Origin of the sequence: Alicyclobacillus acidocaldarius subsp. acidocaldarius DSM 446 (assembly GCF_000024285.1) — a bacterium.
Taxonomy (GTDB): Bacteria; Bacillota; Bacilli; order Alicyclobacillales; family Alicyclobacillaceae; genus Alicyclobacillus; species Alicyclobacillus acidocaldarius.
The window spans coordinates 1,792,866-1,811,378 of record NC_013205.1; the positions used below are offsets into that span (position 1 = coordinate 1,792,866).

Sequence of the window (18,513 nt, forward strand, 5' to 3'; positions counted from 1 at the left end):
TTGAGGACGCCTCCGCGGCGTCCTCAAGCCGAGCCATGCGGCAGGAAGCCTCAAACTTGGTGTCATACAGCTTGGAATCGTACACCCAGGTCATGAGACGCTCTCTCCTTCGCCGTGATCGTTCGGAGAAGCAAGTGGCAAGACCACCGTGAACGTCGTGCCTTCTCCGAGGTGGCTTTCCACAAGGATCTCGCCGCGATGCTCAATCACCAGTTGGCGGGCGATGGCCAAACCGAGGCCGGTTCCAGACCGCGACCGCGTGCGGGCTTTGTCAGCCTTGTAGAAGCGCTCGAAAATGTAGGGCACATCCTCTTCCGGTATGCCGCTGCCTGTATCGGCCACGCGCACGTAGGCATAGTCGTGGCGAATATCCAGTTCAAAACGAATGGTACCCTGTGCCGTATGCCGAAATGCATTGTCGAGCAGATTCGTGAAGACCTGCTCCAGGCGATCCTCGTCGCCGTCGACCATGACTGGATGATCCGGGATGGAGACTTCGAACGTCAGATGGTCCTCGTCGCTCGCAAGCGCCTGAAATTTGCGCGCCACGCGTCGCATGACCTGCGTGAGATCGACGCGGGCGAAGTGGAGCTTGAATTGTCCGCTTTCCAGCTGCGCGAGGTTGAGGAGATCATTGACGAGGCGCTTCATGCGCAGCGTTTCATCGTGAATAATCTCGGTCAGCTCTCGGCGCATGTCGGGATCATCCGAGATGTCGTCCAGAAGCGCCTCCGTGTATCCCTGCAACATGCTGAGAGGCGTCCTCAGTTCATGCGAGACGTTCGCGATGAAGTCCTTGCGGAGGCGATCCAGCCGCCTCTCCTCGGTGATGTCGCGGAGGACACAGAGTGCGCCGCGCAACGTCGTACCGTCCGTCTCATAGAGAGGGAGCATCGTAATGCCGATGGTGCGGCCGTCCCAGGTGTCCTCGCGGTACACGGCATCCTGCTGTTCGCGCACGCGCACCCATAGGCTCATGAGACGATCGGGGAGTCTCTCCTCATCGACGATCCCTCGCTCCGCCACCGAGAGGTGGCGCAAATGGCGCTTCGCAGGAGGATTGGCCAACACGACGCGGCCGTCGAGATCAGTCGCCACCACGCCGTCTTGCAGCGACGACAGAATCCGCTGCAGGCCTTCTCGCTCCATCGAAAGCTGCTCGATGGTCTCTGCCAACTGACGCGCGAGCGCGTTGAAGGTGTGCCCGAGCCGGCCGACCTCGTCCTTCGTCACCACACGAACGCGCTGACGATAGTGGCCGCGCGCCATCTCCTCAGCGGCTCGCGTCATATCGACCAGCGGACGAGACAGGTTTTTCGAGATCACAAAGGCAAAGCCCGTCGCCAGAATCACGCCGAGTACCGTATCAAAGAGCACCATGTTGCGGATCTCCCGCAAAGGCTCGTCCAGCACGCTCGTGTCCTGTGACACCGCCAACATGCCGGGCTGTGGCGATCTGGCAGAGGGGATCTGCACGTACACGGTGAGCCGATTGACCTTGCCCAAAGCCCCGCGCAGCGTGACCGGCTGACCGCGCGACAAAGCCTGCCTCTCTGCAGGCGTCATCGCGTCATAGGCTGCCTTCAATGCCGCATTGGCGGTGTACGGGATCCCGTACACCACAGTTGCACGCTCAACGCGCTTGGCGATATCACTTGCCACTTGCTCTTTGATGGATCGGTCGGTTGCCGTCGCGAGCACCGACTCGATGGTCAAAGCGAGCTGGGTGAGGCTCGCTTCTTCGCGAGTGACAATGTACTTGTTAAAGACTTGCTGGAGCAAGACGGACAGGAGCGCTTGAATGACGAACACCATGCCGACAATCGTCAGCCACATCTTGGCTACGATGCTGTTGGGTATCACGAAGCCACCTCGAACTTGTACCCGACGCCCCAGACGGTCACGATATAGCGGCTCACCTCGGGAGAAGCCTGCCCTAACTTTTCGCGCAACCGCTTGATATGGGTATCCACGGTGCGCTGATCCCCAAAGAATTGGTAATTCCAAACATCCCTCAGAAGCTCTTCGCGGCTGAAAACCTTGTCGGGACGTTGGGCCATATAGACCAAAAGGTCAAACTCTTTCGGGGTCAGATTGACTTCTTGCCCATTGACCTCGACACGGCGCGCGTCAATTTGAATCTCCAAGCCGGGAAACGTCAGGGTTTGAATGGCATTTCGGGCATACTCCATTTCACCCGTGCGCTTGAGCATGGCCTTCACGCGCAGGACGAGTTCGCGTGGGCTGAACGGCTTCACCACGTAATCATCCGCTCCCAGCTCGAACCCATGCACGCGATTCGCCTCGTCTCCCGCCGCCGTGAGCATCATAATGGGCACATTGCTGTGCTGGCGAATTTGCGCGCACACGTCTCTTCCGTCCATCCCAGGCAACATGAGATCCAGGATGATCAATGCGTACGCCTGATTCAAGGCCTTGTGGAGTGCTTCTTTGCCATCGGCCGCCTCGTCCACTTCAAACCCGTTTCGCTCGAGGTACATGCGAACCAATCGGCGAATCCGTTCCTCGTCGTCCACGACCAAAATTCGCGTTTGTGCCATGCCTACACCTCCGCCTATGGCCCTTCCGTCCCATTATACGGCCAGGAACGTTTGGCAAACAACGCAGCCGACCGAGCACAAGCCCGGCCGGCTGCAGGTTTGAAACGCTCAGGATGGGAACATGCGAGCGACGGAGGTTTTGAAGTTCTGCCACACGCCTTGGACGGGATGCCCCTGCTGCATCATGCGCTGGAAATTTTGAAACCGCGCGTACACGTCTGGATTTTCACTCACGTACACCTTCCGAATCGCAGGGAAGGCAGACGTCACATAGGCCGAAATCTGGGCCTTGTTCTTCTGCTCGGAGCCGGCCGCAGACGGCGCCTGAATCGCGACATAGGCGACGTCGCCCATCACAAAGGCGATAGCACGCGACGCATAGCCGGATCGCACGAGATGGGAAGCGATATCGTTGGCCTGGCGAAAGGTCACCGCTGCTTGATCTCCCATCGCTTGTCCCACGCGATCCGTCGCCTGCCCCGCTCGTTGGACGGTGTTCGCCACAGCGTTTCCAGCTTGCCTGGTGGCTTGTGCGACGCCGTTGGCGGCTTGCGACGCGTTCTCCACTCGGCCGCATCCCGTCGCGATGAACACCATGCACAGTGCGGCCGCAATCCGTGCCGACTTGGTCATCGTCAACAGCACCCCCTCACCGTGTAGGATGCTGTCCCGAGCCCTATCCATGCGCGCAGATCGTTTAGCCGCGACGTGAACCGTGGTCTCTAGCTGACGCTCGCGCTGCTCCTTTTCGCGCGGGCTCACGGCTTATCGTCGGCCGCCGGTACGGCGGTGGCGTCATGCCTGCCGCCTGATACAAAGCCACCCACTCCTCCTGGGTCAGGGCACGCCATTCCCCCGTCTTCAGGTGGCCGAGCGAGACAGGCCCAAAGGCAATTCGCTTCAGCCGCAGCACGGGTAGCCCGAGCCGCTCAAACATCCTCCGGACCTGCCGATTTCGGCCTTCATGGATGGCGAGATGGACGACGGCGACGCCGTCCTCACGATCCGCCTGCCGCAGGACCTCGACCTTGGCCGGAGCGGTCACGCCATCCTCGAGCTCCACGCCCTCCATCAGCGCTCGCCGGGTTTCGCGATCCACAATCCCTCGAACCGAGACGCGGTAGACTTTTTCGATCTCGCGCGAAGGATGAAGCAGCCTCTGCGTCAACTCGCCATCATTGGTGAACAACAGCAACCCGCTCGTGTCGTAGTCGAGCCGGCCGACCGGATACACGCGTTCTCGAATCGGAGGCAAGAGCTGCATGACGGTGCGCCGCCCCAAAGGATCGGACACCGTTGAAAGATACGCGACTGGCTTGTTCAGCACGAGAACCACCGGCTGCTCGAGCTCAATGGGCACGCCATCCACCGCGATGCGCTGGCGCGACGGATCGACCTTTGCGCCCAACTGGGTTACGATCTCCCCGTCGACGCTGACCCGACCGGCGAGGATCAGCTCCTCACACTTTCTTCGCGACGCCACGCCAGCGTGTGCCAACACCTTCTGCAATCGTTCCATCCCGTTCCGAACTCCCATCCTCCTGCGTAAAGAGCCAGGTTCGCTAGACCTGTATCATACCAGACAAGAGCCAAACTGCGAACACCGACGCGAGCACACTGACGAAGTCGCTCAGGAGTCCCACCGCGAGCGCATACCGAAATCGGTAAATCCCCACGCTCCCGAAGTACACCGTCAGGATGTAGAGCGTGGTGTCGGATGACGCCTGCATCGTCGAAGCGAGCAGTCCGAGGTGTGAATCTGGCCCGTGCTTTTGAAAAATGTCGATCATGAAGGCCAGGCTTCCCTGTCCGGTGATCGGCCGCAGGATGCCCATCGGCGCCACTTCGGCGGGAACGTGCAGCCAGGTCAGGACGGGATCGAGCAGGTGAACGAGCCCGTCCATGGCGCCGGAAGCTCTGAATACGCTGACCGCGACCATCATCGCGACCAGATGTGGGATGAGCCGGATGGCCGTCGAAAAACCGCCTTTGGCGCCTTGCACGAATGCCTGATAGATGGGCACTCGCCGCCAGGCTCCCACCACCAAGATGAGGCCAACGACGAGGGGAAGCATCCATTCGCTGATCACGGCCAATGTGTCGCTCATCGCACCTGCCTCCGGTGGGAAACCGCGCGAAAGAGTCGGTCAAGGACGAGCGCAGCACACGTCCCGATGAGCGAGGCGACGAAGGTAGTGAGGACCACGGCCGAGGGATGCGCCGAATGATACTGCATGCGGAGCGCGATCACCGTGGTGGGGATCAACGTAATGCTGGCCGTGTTCACGGCAAGAAGCGTGCACATGGCGTCCGAAGCCCTGTCCGGATGGGGATTCAGCTTCTGCAGTTCCTCCATCGCCTTCAAGCCAAGAGGCGTCGCGGCATTTCCAATCCCTAAAAGATTGGCACTCATGTTGGCCAAGATCGCGCCCATCGCGGGATGGTCGGCAGGCACCGAAGGGAACAGACGGCGGGCGACAGGCTTCAGCCTTCGAGCCAGCCAAGCCACAGCACCGGCGCGCTCCGCGATATGCATGAGCCCCATCCACAGGCTGATGGCGCCGATGAGACCAATGCACAACTCTACGCCGCTTTCCGCGCCTTTCAAGATGGCGTTGGACACCATCTGCATGCGGCCCGTGACCATGGCAGTTCCGACGCCGGAGAGAAACAACGCGAGCCAGATGAAATCGATCACGGCACGGCACCCCCTGCTGGGCGGACTTGTCCCTTACAAGGAGTATGCCGAACCTGGAAACCGTATGACGCGCCTCACATGACGGGGGGATCCGACGCCTTTTGCTTGGAGAACAGACTCTGGATCCGCTCCAACATGGCGGGTGCGAGGTCAATCAGCCGGTCGTACAACTGATTCTGATGATCCGCCGACAGGAGCCGGACATTGTTGCCGTGCACAATGAGAAAGCCGATCGGCGTGATGGAGACGCCGCCGCCCGATCCGCCCCCGAACGGGAGATCCCCCTGTCCTTGACCGTGCGCATCCCCTCCCTCAAACTGACTTCCGCCGGCTGCAAAGCCAAAACCCACTTTCGACACAGGCAAGATCACCGTTCCGTCCGGCGTCTCGACCGGGTCGCCGATGATGGTGTTCACATCCACCATCTCGCGAAGATTCGACATCGCGGTCTGCATGAGGCCCTGAATCGGATGATCCACGTTACGACGCCCTCCTCTTCCAAGCCGTCAACAAGCGAAGTCCTGCAGCTATAACGTACCCCGTGCGAATGCGCACTATGCTCCTTGCGTAGATGGTCAACAAGGCATCCTGGAACGCGGGGGCTATGGAGACGGTCGGAACGCGGTGCATCCTCACGCGGCTGCTCAGCCAACCGAGCACCGTGTAGATGGCGGCGTAGGATACTCCCACGAGCACGCCCGTTCGAACGGACTCCCCGGCGCCCATCCGGGCTTCCAGCCGCAATTCTTCGACGTGGACGTGCGGCGCGATGCGGTCGAGCGCGCGAAGCGCCCGATTCGCGAAGGATCGCCAAGCGCCAAGCGAGATCGAAGAGCGGCGGCCAGGCCGCGGCACAGGGGCCCTCGCTGTTGGGCCGCGTCGTCTGCTTCGCTTCACGCCGTCCCCTCCACTCGCCCACCTCCACCGCAGCCGGACCAATCCATACATCGCGCGAACGTGGGCGCGGATTTCGTCCGATCCCGCCCGCCTGTATTCCACCTCCACGCGGATGGGGGCCGCCATCAAAAGGACGCACAGCGCCACACACACCCCGCATGCGATGCCAATCCAACCGAACCCCATGGGTGCAGGCACCTCTCTCGCACTCAAGAACTAGGGTGCACCCAGAACCTGGTCGATATGCAATCTCTCAGTCCCGCGCGAGATCCGAAGACATCGCAAACAAATCGGGCCGCCCCTCTTTTCCCGCAAAATCGGGCAGCGGCGGCAGTTCGTCCAGCGATCTCAACCCAAACTGGCGGAGAAACTCCATCGTGGTCCCGTATAGGATCGGCCGACCCGGGCCGTCCTGCCGCCCCACTTCTTGCACGAGGCCTCGGTGGATGAGGGTGGCGAGCGCGCGATCCGACTGCACGCCGCGAATCTCCTCGATTTCGGCTCGCGTGATGGGCTGCTTATAAGAAATGATCGCAAGCACTTCAAGCGCGGCCTGTGACAGACTGGAGCGGGCAGGTTGATCTGCCATCCGGCGAAAATAAGGTGCAAACTCGGGGCGCGTCACGAGCTGCCACGTGTCTCCCGTGTGGAGCAGCGTGAGCCCAGCGCCGCGTTCCTCCAAATGCGCGGCGAGCAGGTGACACAGATCGCGCGCCTGACCCTCCGGCACGTCCAACACCTGCGCAATGTCCCGAGTCGTCATCCCCTCCGAACCGGCGGCGAACAGCACGGCTTCAAGCGCAGCGACTAGTTCCATGCTCAATCCCCCGTCCAGACAAGTTCAATGGGACCGAACGGCTCCGCTTGTCGACACGTCAGGCGGCCGTCCTTGAGCAGCTCAAGAATGGCGAGAAACGCGGCCACCAGAGCCCCCCGCGTGAACCGTCCGCCGAGGAGCCAGGTGAATTCCGCCGATCGATATCGTCGCATGCGTTCGGCGATCTCGTCCATCCACTCCTCGACCTTTTCGACCTTTCCACGGATTTCTGCAACGCGCTCCGACGGCGGCAGACGAAGGTACAACTTTCGAAACGCGTCGACGAGATCCCACAGCGTCACATCGAGTCCGTCTGCGGCACGATCCGGCCGATACGGGCGCAGATCCATCGGCTCGCGGCCGTACACTTGCGCGTTACGCGCGGCGAGATCGGCAAGTTGCGCCGCGGCCCACTTGCACCGCTCGTACTCCAGCAACTGTTGCACAAGCGGGAGCCGCGGATCTTCTTCCTCATCGGGCGCGGCTGCCCGCCGCGGAAGCAACATGCGCGACTTAATGGAGAGAAGCGTCGCCGCCATCACCAGAAATTCACTCGCGACGTCGAGCGACCACCGCTCGAGGTCATCCAGATATTGAAGGTACTGTTCGGTAATCGCGGCAATGGGGATGTCGTAAATGTCAATCTCGTTCTTGCGGATGAGATGCAAGAGCAGATCCAGCGGGCCTTCGAACTGCGCGAGTCGAATTTCGTAGGACACCTTGCGCCTCCTCTCACGCGCCGTAGCAGTACGACATCACGGCGTAGACGAGATCGGAAAACGCGCGGTTTGCGGGCGGAAGGAGAAAGATGAGCAACAACAACCACGGACCGTACGCATCCAGCCATGCGAGCGAAAGACGCCAGCGCACGGGCAGAAGCGCGGACAATGCGCGCCATCCGTCGAGCGGCGGAATGGGCAGGATATTCAAGAGCACCAGGGCGACATTCACCTCGAAGGCCAGTCCCAACAGTTGCTGGAAGGCATCGGAGGTCGAAACAACCGGAATGCTTTGAATGGCGAAGCAGAGCGCAGCCAGGATGGCATTCGCCAGGGGCCCAGCCAGCGCGACCCACGCCATGCCGGCGCGGGGATGGCGAAATGCACCGGGGTGGATCTCGACAGGGCGAGCCCAGCCGATGGGTGCCACCAGCATGGCGATGAGGCCCGTCAGATCGAGATGGGCTGCGGGATTGAGCGTTAACCGCCCTTGACGCCTAGGCGTCGAATCGCCGAGCCAGGTCGCCATCGCCGCGTGTGCGAACTCGTGCAAAACGAGACTTGCGAGCACGATGGCAAAGCGCAAGATCCAGACGGGACTGAGCCATGAAGCGAACAATCCGATGCCTCCTGCCGGTGAATGGATACCGGCATTATATCACGCGCGTTCACAGCGCCGATAGGCGCAGAGACCAAGAGACGCGCTCGAGGTCGGACGGACCGGCCCGCATGCACATTTGGCGAAGCCTTGCCGCGAGCTCCTCGTCGCGCGTGGCGATGAACAATCGGTTTTGCGCGGTGAGCGGAAGACCCACGGGAAGATCCAACAGCACGGGGAAGGACGGGCGCATGACATCCAAAAACTCCCTCAAATAGGCAGAGCGATATCCGGACGCGATGAGGTTGTACACCACCGTGCCCCGACTGGAGGTCACGCGAGCGAGACACGACACCGTTTCCGGGGCGAGGCAGGGCTGATAAATGCTCGCCTTCAGATACGCGTCCACGAAAATGAGGTCGTAGGTGGCGGCGTGGGGAGATGAAACGAACTGCACGCCATCTCCAATCCAATAGTCCGCCTCTCGGTGAGAAGGGGCCTGAAAAAATTCGATACCAAGGGCAAGCACCGTCTCGTCGATCTCGACGCCATGAAGCGCCGCCTCCGGGTGAAGGCGGCGGACATGGTGAAGGCTCGTCCCCGACCCCACGCCGATGGCGAGAAACGCGCGAATCGGCTCATGGGCCTCGACCAGAGCCGTGAACGCTCGTTGATACGGAAAGACGGGGCGCTCAGGGCGGGCGAGATCGAGCGCCCCCTGCCAGCCGCCGTTTCGGCCGAAACGCATTTGGCGTATGCCTTTCTCTTCGACGACCTCGATCCAACGATGAACCGTACCCGGTCCGGCGTACAAAAGCTTCGTACCCTTCAACCCCTGTCGTGCGCGAATGTCCATGCTGGCTATTATACTGCACACGACGCGCGTCGGCCGAGAGGTCACGCTGCAGCCACCGCGGGTCGGCGCCACACGCGCGCGATCATCGGCCAAAAGGGGCGCACGAAGCCGAAAAACATCTGAAACATTCCAAAGTAGCGGAAGACTCGGGGCAGAAACGCCAAGATGCTGAGCACGTCGTCTCACCCCCTCCATCGTCTATTGGATTGTATGTCGCGCGGGTTTCGTCGTTGTGGGCGAGTGTCCGCCGGGGTCAAGGTGACGTCGCCCCGCGCGCCAGGCGAGTTCCATGAGAACCCATTCGATGGCGCTCGTGGTGACCGGAGATCCGCGGGCGGGCGCGTCGAGCCCACCCATTTTACCGATGTCGCCGATGCCCACGATGAGCGGCACATCCAAGCCGCAGAGCGCGTCCACGGTGTCTCCGGCGACGAGGTACGAGTCCGTCTCACGGCCTTCCTTGTCGACGGCCCGCTCCACGCGGCGGCCGGTGCGATCGACGCTGAAATCGACAGGGGTGCCGCGCACGCCACCCGTGTGCGAGGCGACGGCCAGAATGGCGGCGATCTCGACCGAAGGGTGCGCGTAGAGGACCCGCAGGGCGGACTCCCCAGCAGCCTCCGCAGGATCTCCGTTGTCGTCCAGCATGACAATGACCGGGTCGCGCTGCGCGCTCTCGATACAGCGCACCAGTTCCACGCCACTCAACCGGGTGGGATTTCCCCCGCTCTGAGCGACGAACGAACACCCTGTGCGCTTCGCGGCGATGGCGAGCGCACGGGCGGCCACGCGGTCGCCGTCCGTCACCACAATCACGCGACGGGGGTGCGAACCCAAGCCGTGCAACCGCCTCACCCCTTCGGTTTTGCGAACACGGCGGCCAGGAACGCGAACACGATGGCGGCTGAGATGCCCGCGCTCGTGACCTCGAAGATGCCGGTGATCACGCCAATCAGCCCGTGAATCTTCGCCTCGTGCATGGCGCCGTGCACAAGGGCGTTCCCGAAGCTCGTGATGGGCACGGTCGCGCCCGCCCCGGCGAACTTGATGAGCGGATCGTAGAGCCCCAAGCCATCCGCCACCGCGCCAGCCACGACGAGGATGGACATGACGTGGCCGGGCGTGAATTTGGTCGTGTCCATGATCACCTGCCCAATGGCGCAAATGGCGCCACCCACCAAAAACGCCCATAAGAACGTCCACGCCGACATGTCAATCCCCCCGTTCGAATGCGATGGCGTGCGAGATGGACGGAATCGTATCCCCTTGCTGAGCGCTGACCTGCGACAGAAGCGCTCCGGTGGCGCACACCAACAGCCGGTGAATGTGGCCGCGCTCCATCTCCCGGAACAGGTGTCCGAAGGTCACCAGGGTGCTGCACGCAGCCCCGCTACCGCCCGAAAACACCTCAGGCTGATTTTCGTCATAGATCATGGCGCCACAATCCTGGACCCGCTCCTCTGCGACAGGCGCGGACGCCACCCCCTGTTCGACGAGAAGATGGCGCAGGATGTCCAGCCCGACGCGGCCGAGATCGCCCGTCACGACGAGATCGTAGTCGCCCAGGGACCGGCCCGTATCCGCGAGATGCTGTCGAAGGGTGTCACACGCCGCCGGCGCCATCGCCGCGCCCATTTCCCACGGCGACCTGACGCCGAAGTCCGCGATCTCGCCGATGGTGGCGTGGGTGATTTGCCATTTCCCACGGCCTCGCGCGAGGATCGCCGTGCCGGCCCCCGTGACGGTGCGCTGGGCCGTGGGCGGGCGCTGGACGCCGTACTCGGTGGGGTATCGGAACTGGCGCTCGGCCGTGCTCGTGTGACTCGAGGTGCCGACAAGGACGACATCCGCAAATCCGGTCGCCACAGCCAGGCCGGCCACCGCGAGCGCCTCGCAGATGGAAGCGCAAGCGCTGTACACGCCGAGCATGGGCCTGGCCAGAGGCCGCAGTCCCATGTAGAACGAGGTGAGTTGCGCGTTGAGGTCCGCGCCAATGACGAGGTCGAGATCGCTCGGATGGGTGGCCGCTTTTTCGCACGCGATCTCGGCTGCGCGGCGAAACATCGCCTGTTCCGCCCGTTCCCAGGTGTCTTGCCCAGCGCGATCGTCATCCAAGCGGAGGTCGAAGGCGTCCGAGAGCGGGCCTTGCGCCTCCAAGGTGCCAGCCACGGTCGAGGTGGCCACGACGCCCACCTGGCGTTCGCCAAATGCCCACGTGGAACGCCCCAGTCTTGCCATACCTCATCGTCCCTTCTAAAGGTGCTCCACCACGTATCGGATGAGCGCGATAAAGAACGCGCTGACGACCCCGTAGACAATGACTGGGCCTGAGACCTTGAACATGTTGCCGCCGACGCCCGCCACGAATCCTTCGCTGCGGTGTTCCATTGCGGCGGACGTCATCGTGTTCGAAAAGCCGGTCACAGGCACGGCCGAACCAGCCCCGGCCCACTGGGCGAACCGATCATAGACCCCAATGGCGGTGAAGATGGCCGACAACAGGATGAGCACTGCCACCGTAGGGTTTCCAGCTTCGGTCGGCTTGAAGCCGCCATATCGCACGAACAGCGCTTGGATGACCTGTCCCAGTTCGCAGATGAGCCCGCCGACGACGAAGGCTCGCACCGTATTTCGAACCATCGGCCGTCCCGGCGTCAGACGATGGACAAGCGCGTGGTACCGGGCTCGCTCCTCAGGCGTAGCGATTGGCATGCAAATCCCCCCCATCTCTTCTCATCTACCTAACATGCCCCGAAGGCGCGAAAAAAGCCGCCCTGAGGCGGCGTCAAGTTGTTCCAAACGTCAAGTCATTCAAGCTCCTGGCGAATTTGCTGAAGAATTCGCTTTTCCAATCGCGACACCTGCACCTGAGAAATGCCCAGCACGCGCGCCACGTCGCTCTGCGTTTTATCGCGGAAGAACCGCATGTACACGATGAAACGCTCGCGCTCTGGAAGTCGCCCGATAATCTCGTGCAGTTCCACCTTGTCAAACTTGCCCTCGGTCTCCTCGTCCGCGATTTGATCCATCAGATAGATGGGATCGCCATCGTTTTCGTACACCGTCTCATGGATGGACGCCGGCGCGCGAAGTGCCTCTTGTGCAAACACGATTTCCGACGGCTCCATGCCCATGGCCTCCGCGATCTCGGTAATATGGGGCTGGCGGCCGAGCTCCTTGGCAAGCCGATCCCGCACGTGGCGGATCTGCTTCGCCGTCTCCTTGAGACTTCGGCTTACTTTGACCGTGCTGTCGTCCCTCAGAAACCGCTGGATCTCGCCGATGATCATCGGTACGGCGTAGGTCGAGAATTTGACGTCGTAGGAAAGGTCGAACTTGTCGACGGCCTTCATCAGGCCGATGCACCCGATTTGGAAGAGATCTTCCGCTTCATAACCGCGCCCGAGAAATCGTTGGACCACGGCCCACACGAGGCGCTGGTTATGGACGATGAGTCGCTCCCTCGCCTCCGCGTCGCCGTTGTGGCTCCGCTCCAGAAGCTCCCGGACCTCTTCGTCGGAAAGTTTCTCGTATTCATCCACATGATGTGGAACGGGACGCTCCTTTGCCTGATCCACGTGCGACCCCCCTCACATCACGTCAGGGGCAGTTCGGAACGTCTTGATGAGCGTGACGCGCGTTCCTTCTCCTGGCTTTGACTCGATCTCCAACTTGTCGACGAACGTCTCCATGATGGTCATGCCCATGCCCGACCGTTCGAGCTCGGGGCGCGACGTGTACATCGGCTGTTTGGCGAGATCCACGTCGGGAATGCCCACACCGCGGTCCTCGACGACGACATGCACGCGATTCCCATACAAGGCGCACTCCACGATGACTTCGCCGATCTCGTCCGGATAACCGTGGATAATGGCGTTTGTCACAGCCTCGGACACCGCCGTCTTCAATTCCGTCAACTCTTCCATCGTCGGATCGAGCGGCGCCACAAACGAAGCGACCGCCACGCGAGCCAGCGACTCGTTCTCCGACCGGCTCGGAAACACAAGGCGCAGATAGTTGTCCACGCGCACGTCTTCGGCCACTCGTTCCACCGCGATCACGCTCCCAATATCGCTGCCACAGCAGCTTCTTCAGAGTCGTAAACGGGAATCACCTTGAGCAAACCGGACATTTCGAAGAGCCGTCTCAACGTCGGGTTGACTTCACAGAGCGCCATCTTGCCTCCGTGCTCGGAGACGCTTCGATAGCGGCCCAGAATCAGGCCGAGGCCCGAACTGTCCATAAAATCGATGTTCCGAAACGACATCACGAGGCCCCGGTAGCCGTGTTCCGCAAGCTGCTGTTCGATCCGATCCCTCATTTGTTCCACCGCGTGGTGGTCCAGTTCTCCCTTCAGCTCGATGACCACGATCCCTCGCTCCAACTTGGTCTCCACGGACACCCTGCATCCCCTCTCCTTATGCGGTCTGGTCAAGAAATTCACGGCCTAAACGGGGAATTCCTGCCCATTGACAAAAGTAGTGGAGAATCTACTGAATTCGACAACCAACCGATGACGCATCAGGGTCTCAAGCGGTACAATGGTGAAGGAGAAGAATAGGAGGCGAGGTATGGAGACGCTTGGTCAAAAGATTCGCGCGCTGCGCAAGGCGCGTGGCATGACCCAGTCCGAGCTCGCTCGAGGACTCGCCACGGCCAGCATGATCAGCCAGATCGAATCCGACAGGACGATGCCCTCCGCCCAACTGTTGGCGCATATCGCGGCACGGCTCGGCGTCGATGTCTCGGAGTTCCAGAGGGAGCTCGCCGGATCGTCCGAGGAGGCTCACACGTACCGCCGCGCCAAGCAACTTGCGGAGCAGGGGCACTATGAAGAAGCCATTCGGCATTTTCTTTCGCTCTCCTGGCCGCTCCACTCGCAGTTTCGCCCCGAACTCGTCTTTCAGGATATGGGCGACTGTTATCTGAAGGTTGGCGACTACGAACAGGCCGCCCGCCTCTACGACGCGTTGGTATTCGCGGGGTTTGCGCGCGGCGACATGTCGAGCGTGGTCCGAGGTTACTATTATGGCGCACTCGCGCGGCGGCGGTTGCAGCGAGACGAGGAGGCCATCCTGTATCTGCAGCGCGCGCGCCAAGCTCTCGCGGCATCCGGGCTTCAAATGCCCCTCCGCCTGAAGATCGAGATGACCCTCGCTCGGCTGCTTCTTCAGTATGGCCCCATGGAGCAGGCGAGAGCCCTCTACGAAGGGATCCTGGCGCGCGACGCGGAACCGATGTCCGCAGTCGATCGCGCCCACGCCCACCACGGACTCGCATGTGCGGCGGCGGCCGTCGGCGACTATCAAGCGGCCATCGAACATGCGCGGCGCGCCATCGAACTGCACGAAGACGCCGGCAACCGCGCCTTGGCGATGCGCTGTCGCATCAATTTGGGAGCGTTCTTGCGGCTCGGAGGAGATGTCGAGGGCGCGTTGTCCCACCTGCTGGATCTTGAGGATAGGACGAGCCCTCGAGACGAAGTGCTTCGCGTCGCGCTCGATCACGAATTGGCGCTCACCTACCAGGCGCTTCACCAACCCGCGCTCGCGATGGAGCGCGTATCCCGGGCGCTGGCGATGACCCGCGTCGGCCCAGAGATCCGAGCCCAGCTTCACCTACTCGCGGCCGCGCTTGGCGTCGAGTTGGGCGATCTCGACCGGGCCGAGTCGGAGCTTCGCGCCCTAGACGAGCTTGTCGCCGAGCGCCCCGACGTTGCGCCTCCAGGCTACCTCCACCTGAAGGCCGAGGTGTATCTGCGCAAGGGAAGCACCCCCGAGATCCTGCAGCTCTGCGAGGAGGCCGTGACCCAGGCGACTCAGCGCCTTCCCGAGCGGCCGTGGGCCTCGCCGGGTCGATTCTGGGTATTTCCCCGCCAATAAGAAAAAACGCGCCCAATCGACATGGTTCGCGCCGCCTGGGGCGGCGCGTCCTGCTCGACTGGGCGTTTTCATTGGGCCTGGCCGAACGTGATCACTTTCTTCACGGTCTTGCCAAGGCTCTGGAAGAACGTCGCCTTCGGCACGTCGTCCTTCGCGACAACCGGCACATTCGCCACAATCTGACCGCCGGATTTCACCAGCACGTGTCCGACCACCTGGCCGCGAGACACCGGTGCCTTCAGCGTCATCCACTGGATCTCGGTGGTATACGCGGTTTTGCTGGAACGCTCGGTGACAAAGGCCACCGGTTCGGCCGTCACCGCCTCGACGCGATCGCGCGTGCCACGCTTGACCGCGACTTGCCCCACCACATGGCCGCGGGGATACACTTGGACCGATTTGTAGTGCGCAAACGCGTAATTCAGCATGGCCGCAATTTCCGCATTTCGGACCGTGGGTTTCGGCTCGCCCATCACCACGGCGATCACGCGAAACCCATCGCGCTTCGCCGTGGCGGAAAGACAATATTTCGCCTCCTGCGTGTAGCCCGTCTTCAGCCCGTCCACCCCGTCGTAGAAGCGGACGAGTTTGTTGGTGTTGACGAGCCAGAGCGGGTGATCCGTGTCCTTGCGCAAGTAGTCGCTGTACACCGAGGTGAACGCCGTGATCTCGGGATGCATGAGAAGCGCCCTCGACATGACGGCGATGTCGTGCGCACTGGAATAATGGTTTGGGGCAGGAAGCCCGTTGCAGTTGGCGAAGTGCGTGTCGGTCATGCCGAGCTCCTTCGCGCGTTGGTTCATGCGAGCGACGAACGCCTCTTCGCTTCCATCGAGGTGCTCGGCCATGGCGACGCAGGCGTCGTTGGCCGAAGCGATGGCGATGCCCTTCACGAGGTCGCGCACGGTCATCGTCTCACCGGGTTCGAGAAAGATCTGCGATCCGCCCATGCTGGCGGCTCGCTCGCTCGCTTGGACGCGATCGGTCCACTTCAACTTGCCGCTGTCGATCGCCTCAAAAATGAGAAGGAGCGTCATGATCTTCGTGATGCTCGCCATGGGCAGGCGCTCGTGGGCGTTTTTCGCGTAAAGCACCTTCCCGGTCGCAAAATCCATCAGGACCGCGGACCTCGCCTGTTTGGCGAGATCGACGCTCGCGGCCGGCGCAGATTGCGTCGGGCCGGCGTCCGCCGCCTCGCGAATTTGAACGATCCCGGGCGCCGAGGCCGCACGAGCGACTTGGGGCGCAGCGCTCGTCGCGACGAGACACAGGGCGCCGAGGCCGAGCCCGAGGGCGCGAGAATGCCGCTTCATCCTGCAACCTCCTCTCTCGGAGTCCACCGAATCGAAATCGGCGTTAGTGTGTGCAAGACGAAGCGGCACTACGCATCCGATGCCACGTAGGGTCACGCAAGGCGGAGATCGCGAAGGAACGACCTCCCGACGGGTGGAAGCGGCACGTCGAAGTATTCCGCCACGGTGGCGCCGAGATCGGCGAAGGTGTCTCGCTCACCGAGCTCGACGGGCTGGGCCATGTTCACGTGGTAGGCGAGAATCGGGACGCGTTCGCGCGTGTGATCCGTGCCAGGGACCGTTGGGTCGCAGCCGTGATCGGCGGTGATGACCAGGAGATCGCCAGGGCGAAGCCGCGACAGCACCCCCTCCAGATCAGCGTCAAACGCCTCGATGGCGCGTGCGAATCCGACGGGGTCATTTCGGTGCCCGTACTTCGAATCGAAGTCCACCAAGTTCGCGTAGATGAGGCCCGAGGTCTCGCTGTCCATCGCCTCCACCAGCTTTTGCATGCCATCCCGATTGTCCACGGTGTGCACCGCCCGCGTAATTCCGCGATGGTTGTAGATGTCTGCGATTTTCCCGATCCCGACCACGGGGTACCCGGCGGCCTCGATGCCATCGAGCACCGTCGGGCCGAAATCCAGCGAATAGTCCCGCCTCCGATCCGTCCGCACAAACCGCCCCGGTTCCCCGACGAACGGCCGCGCAATCACCCGGCCCACGGCGTGAGGTCCAACCAGGATGGATCTCGCGTATTCGCACCAATCGTACAACGTCTCCACCGGCACCACGTCTTCGTGCGCCGCGACCTGAAAGACGCTATCCGCCGAGGTATAGACGATGGGCCTGCCCGTCTCGAGATGCTCTCTCCCATACGCCTCGATGACCCAGGTGCCGGACGCAGGGCGATTGCAAAGGACCGGTTTGCCCACGTACCGCTCGAACGGCTCGATGATCTCGGGCGGAAACCCATTTGGATACGTCGGCATCGGCTGCGACAGGACGATGCCCACGAACTCCAAGTGACCGTTCGTCGTGTCCTTGCCGGCGGATCGCTCCACCATCGTGCCGTATCCGCCCACGCCGACAGGCGCAACGCCCTTGATCGGCGCAATTCGCCCAAGGCCAAGGCGTTCGAGGTTGGGAACCCGAAGTCCGCCTACCGCCTCCGCGACGTGCGCGATGGTGTTGCTCTGAACGTCAGCCTCCCCATAATCGGCGGCATCGGGCGCCGCGCCGATGCCACAGCTGTCGAGCACAATCCAAATGAGACGCTTGTCCAACCCATATCCTCCATTCGTGATCACGCCCGCGGATGCGCATTGCGATACACCTCGCGAAGCCTGTGCGGTGTGACGTGCGTGTACCGCTCCGTCGTCGAGATATCGGCGTGTCCCAAGAGCTCCTGCACCACCCGGAGATCCGCGCCGCCCTCCAGCAAATGCGTGGCGAACGAGTGCCGAAGCGTGTGCGGCGTCACCTCGGCGGACACGCCCGCCTGCCGCGCGTAGCCCTTCAGGATATTCCAGAACCCTTGCCGGGTCATCCGCCGGCCGAGGCGATTGAGGAACACAGCGCTTTCTCCCCGGTCTCGCACCAGAAGCGGCCTGCCGTAGCGCAGGTACAGCCCAAGGGCGTCCTGGGCGATCTCACCCAGTGGAACCACGCGCTCCTTCTTGCCCTTTCCGAACACGCGGATAAACCCCGCTGCGAGCTCGACGTCTTCGAGCGACAGCGCCAGAAGCTCGCTCACGCGCACACCCGTCGCGTAGAGCGTCTCCAACATGGCGCGATCGCGCAGTCCCATGGCATCCGGTCGGCGCACCGCGCCGATAAGCCGTTCGACGTCCTCTTCAGAGACGACCCGAGGCAGGTGCTCGTCCGGCGCCGCGACCTCGATATTCGCCGTCGGGTCCGCCTGAAGGACGCCTTCCCGCAGCAGGTAGCGAAAGAACGAGCGAAGCGCGGACATCCTTCGGGCGATGGTCGTCGATTTCATCCCTCGCCGCTTCAGGTCGGACAGATAGCGGAGCACGGCCGTCCGGTCCGCGTCCCGCATCGTCCGCTGTTCGCGCGCGAGGTACTGGGAGAAATCAGCGAGATCGCGCGCGTAACTCGTGGCCGTATTCTCGGAGAGGCCGCGCTCCAGCCGGAGGTGATCGAGAAAGGTGCGAATGTCTGGGTCCACCG

Annotated in this window: 24 protein-coding genes; 1 reads left to right on the forward strand and 23 read right to left on the reverse strand. The window is 62.3% G+C overall.

The window, feature by feature from the left end; translation table 11 throughout:
- Window positions 1-90: 90 nt before the first annotated feature.
- The 20 genes from AACI_RS08510 to spoIIAA form a co-directional block, all read right to left on the reverse strand.
- The gene (locus AACI_RS08510; RefSeq protein WP_012811035.1) at window positions 91-1,863 is read right to left on the reverse strand and encodes an ATP-binding protein; all 1,773 of its coding nucleotides are present in this window, start codon (window positions 1,861-1,863) and stop codon (window positions 91-93) included.
- Window positions 1,860-2,561 (reverse strand): response regulator transcription factor, encoded by a 702-nt coding sequence (locus tag AACI_RS08515; protein WP_012811036.1) that lies wholly within the window; start codon window positions 2,559-2,561, stop codon window positions 1,860-1,862. The genes AACI_RS08510 and AACI_RS08515 overlap by 4 nt, the downstream gene beginning before the upstream one ends.
- 108 nt (window positions 2,562-2,669) lie before the next feature.
- A complete protein-coding gene (locus tag AACI_RS08520; protein WP_041707449.1) occupies window positions 2,670-3,194 on the reverse strand; it encodes a YhcN/YlaJ family sporulation lipoprotein in 525 nt (174 codons plus the stop codon).
- 64 nt (window positions 3,195-3,258) lie between these two features.
- Window positions 3,259-4,080, reverse strand: coding sequence for a pseudouridine synthase (locus tag AACI_RS08525; RefSeq protein WP_012811038.1), 822 nt, complete (start codon window positions 4,078-4,080; stop codon window positions 3,259-3,261).
- A gap of 43 nt (window positions 4,081-4,123) precedes the next feature.
- Window positions 4,124-4,669 carry a spore maturation protein gene (locus tag AACI_RS08530; protein ID WP_012811039.1) on the reverse strand — a complete coding sequence of 182 codons (546 nt, stop codon included), beginning with the start codon at window positions 4,667-4,669 and terminating at the stop codon, window positions 4,124-4,126.
- Window positions 4,666-5,259, reverse strand: coding sequence for a nucleoside recognition domain-containing protein (locus tag AACI_RS08535; RefSeq protein WP_008338987.1), 594 nt, complete (start codon window positions 5,257-5,259; stop codon window positions 4,666-4,668). Before AACI_RS08535 ends, AACI_RS08530 begins: the two co-directional genes overlap by 4 nt.
- A gap of 74 nt (window positions 5,260-5,333) precedes the next feature.
- Window positions 5,334-5,738, reverse strand: coding sequence for a GerW family sporulation protein (gene ytfJ / locus AACI_RS08540; protein ID WP_012811040.1), 405 nt, complete (start codon window positions 5,736-5,738; stop codon window positions 5,334-5,336).
- Window position 5,739: 1 nt separating this feature from the next.
- Complete coding sequence (locus AACI_RS08545) at window positions 5,740-6,342, reverse strand: DUF2953 domain-containing protein (protein ID WP_012811041.1); 603 nt, start codon at window positions 6,340-6,342, stop codon at window positions 5,740-5,742.
- A 67-nt stretch (window positions 6,343-6,409) separates the two neighbouring features.
- On the reverse strand, window positions 6,410-6,973 hold the full coding sequence (gene scpB, locus AACI_RS08550) for an SMC-Scp complex subunit ScpB (RefSeq protein ID WP_012811042.1): 564 nt from the start codon (window positions 6,971-6,973) through the stop codon (window positions 6,410-6,412).
- A gap of 2 nt (window positions 6,974-6,975) precedes the next feature.
- On the reverse strand, window positions 6,976-7,692 hold the full coding sequence (locus AACI_RS08555) for a segregation and condensation protein A (RefSeq protein WP_012811043.1): 717 nt from the start codon (window positions 7,690-7,692) through the stop codon (window positions 6,976-6,978).
- A 13-nt stretch (window positions 7,693-7,705) separates the two neighbouring features.
- Window positions 7,706-8,311, reverse strand: a complete 606-nt coding sequence (locus tag AACI_RS08560; RefSeq protein ID WP_012811044.1) for a site-2 protease family protein — start codon at window positions 8,309-8,311, stop codon at window positions 7,706-7,708.
- Between the two features lie 49 nt (window positions 8,312-8,360).
- Window positions 8,361-9,122, reverse strand: coding sequence for a spermidine synthase (locus tag AACI_RS08565; protein WP_245530497.1), 762 nt, complete (start codon window positions 9,120-9,122; stop codon window positions 8,361-8,363).
- A gap of 65 nt (window positions 9,123-9,187) precedes the next feature.
- Window positions 9,188-9,322, reverse strand: a complete 135-nt coding sequence (locus tag AACI_RS17110; RefSeq protein WP_012811046.1) for a hypothetical protein — start codon at window positions 9,320-9,322, stop codon at window positions 9,188-9,190.
- A gap of 22 nt (window positions 9,323-9,344) precedes the next feature.
- Window positions 9,345-9,983 carry a stage V sporulation protein AE gene (locus AACI_RS08570; protein ID WP_012811047.1) on the reverse strand — a complete coding sequence of 213 codons (639 nt, stop codon included), beginning with the start codon at window positions 9,981-9,983 and terminating at the stop codon, window positions 9,345-9,347.
- A gap of 14 nt (window positions 9,984-9,997) precedes the next feature.
- Window positions 9,998-10,357 (reverse strand): stage V sporulation protein AE, encoded by a 360-nt coding sequence (gene spoVAE / locus AACI_RS08575; protein ID WP_012811048.1) that lies wholly within the window; start codon window positions 10,355-10,357, stop codon window positions 9,998-10,000.
- 1 nt (window position 10,358) lies between these two features.
- Window positions 10,359-11,384 carry a stage V sporulation protein AD gene (spoVAD, locus tag AACI_RS08580; protein WP_012811049.1) on the reverse strand — a complete coding sequence of 342 codons (1,026 nt, stop codon included), beginning with the start codon at window positions 11,382-11,384 and terminating at the stop codon, window positions 10,359-10,361.
- A 15-nt stretch (window positions 11,385-11,399) separates the two neighbouring features.
- On the reverse strand, window positions 11,400-11,858 hold the full coding sequence (gene spoVAC / locus AACI_RS08585; RefSeq protein ID WP_012811050.1) for a stage V sporulation protein AC: 459 nt from the start codon (window positions 11,856-11,858) through the stop codon (window positions 11,400-11,402).
- A 95-nt stretch (window positions 11,859-11,953) separates the two neighbouring features.
- A complete protein-coding gene (sigF, locus tag AACI_RS08590) occupies window positions 11,954-12,724 on the reverse strand; it encodes an RNA polymerase sporulation sigma factor SigF (RefSeq protein WP_012811051.1) in 771 nt (256 codons plus the stop codon).
- Window positions 12,725-12,736: 12 nt separating this feature from the next.
- Window positions 12,737-13,198 (reverse strand): anti-sigma F factor, encoded by a 462-nt coding sequence (spoIIAB, locus tag AACI_RS08595; protein ID WP_008339006.1) that lies wholly within the window; start codon window positions 13,196-13,198, stop codon window positions 12,737-12,739.
- A gap of 5 nt (window positions 13,199-13,203) precedes the next feature.
- The gene (gene spoIIAA / locus AACI_RS08600; protein ID WP_008339007.1) at window positions 13,204-13,548 is read right to left on the reverse strand and encodes an anti-sigma F factor antagonist; all 345 of its coding nucleotides are present in this window, start codon (window positions 13,546-13,548) and stop codon (window positions 13,204-13,206) included.
- Between the two features lie 169 nt (window positions 13,549-13,717).
- Here spoIIAA and AACI_RS08605 point away from each other — a divergent pair, with 169 nt between their 5' ends.
- On the forward strand, window positions 13,718-15,028 hold the full coding sequence (locus tag AACI_RS08605) for a helix-turn-helix domain-containing protein (RefSeq protein WP_012811052.1): 1,311 nt from the start codon (window positions 13,718-13,720) through the stop codon (window positions 15,026-15,028).
- A 68-nt stretch (window positions 15,029-15,096) separates the two neighbouring features.
- On the opposite strand, the gene AACI_RS08610 is transcribed toward AACI_RS08605, so the two are convergent.
- The 3 genes from AACI_RS08610 to xerD form a co-directional block, all read right to left on the reverse strand.
- On the reverse strand, window positions 15,097-16,341 hold the full coding sequence (locus AACI_RS08610) for a D-alanyl-D-alanine carboxypeptidase family protein (RefSeq protein ID WP_012811053.1): 1,245 nt from the start codon (window positions 16,339-16,341) through the stop codon (window positions 15,097-15,099).
- A 92-nt stretch (window positions 16,342-16,433) separates the two neighbouring features.
- Window positions 16,434-17,606, reverse strand: coding sequence for a phosphopentomutase (locus AACI_RS08615; RefSeq protein WP_012811054.1), 1,173 nt, complete (start codon window positions 17,604-17,606; stop codon window positions 16,434-16,436).
- 20 nt (window positions 17,607-17,626) lie between these two features.
- Complete coding sequence (gene xerD, locus AACI_RS08620; RefSeq protein ID WP_012811055.1) at window positions 17,627-18,511, reverse strand: site-specific tyrosine recombinase XerD; 885 nt, start codon at window positions 18,509-18,511, stop codon at window positions 17,627-17,629.
- Between the last annotated feature and the right edge of the window lie 2 nt (window positions 18,512-18,513).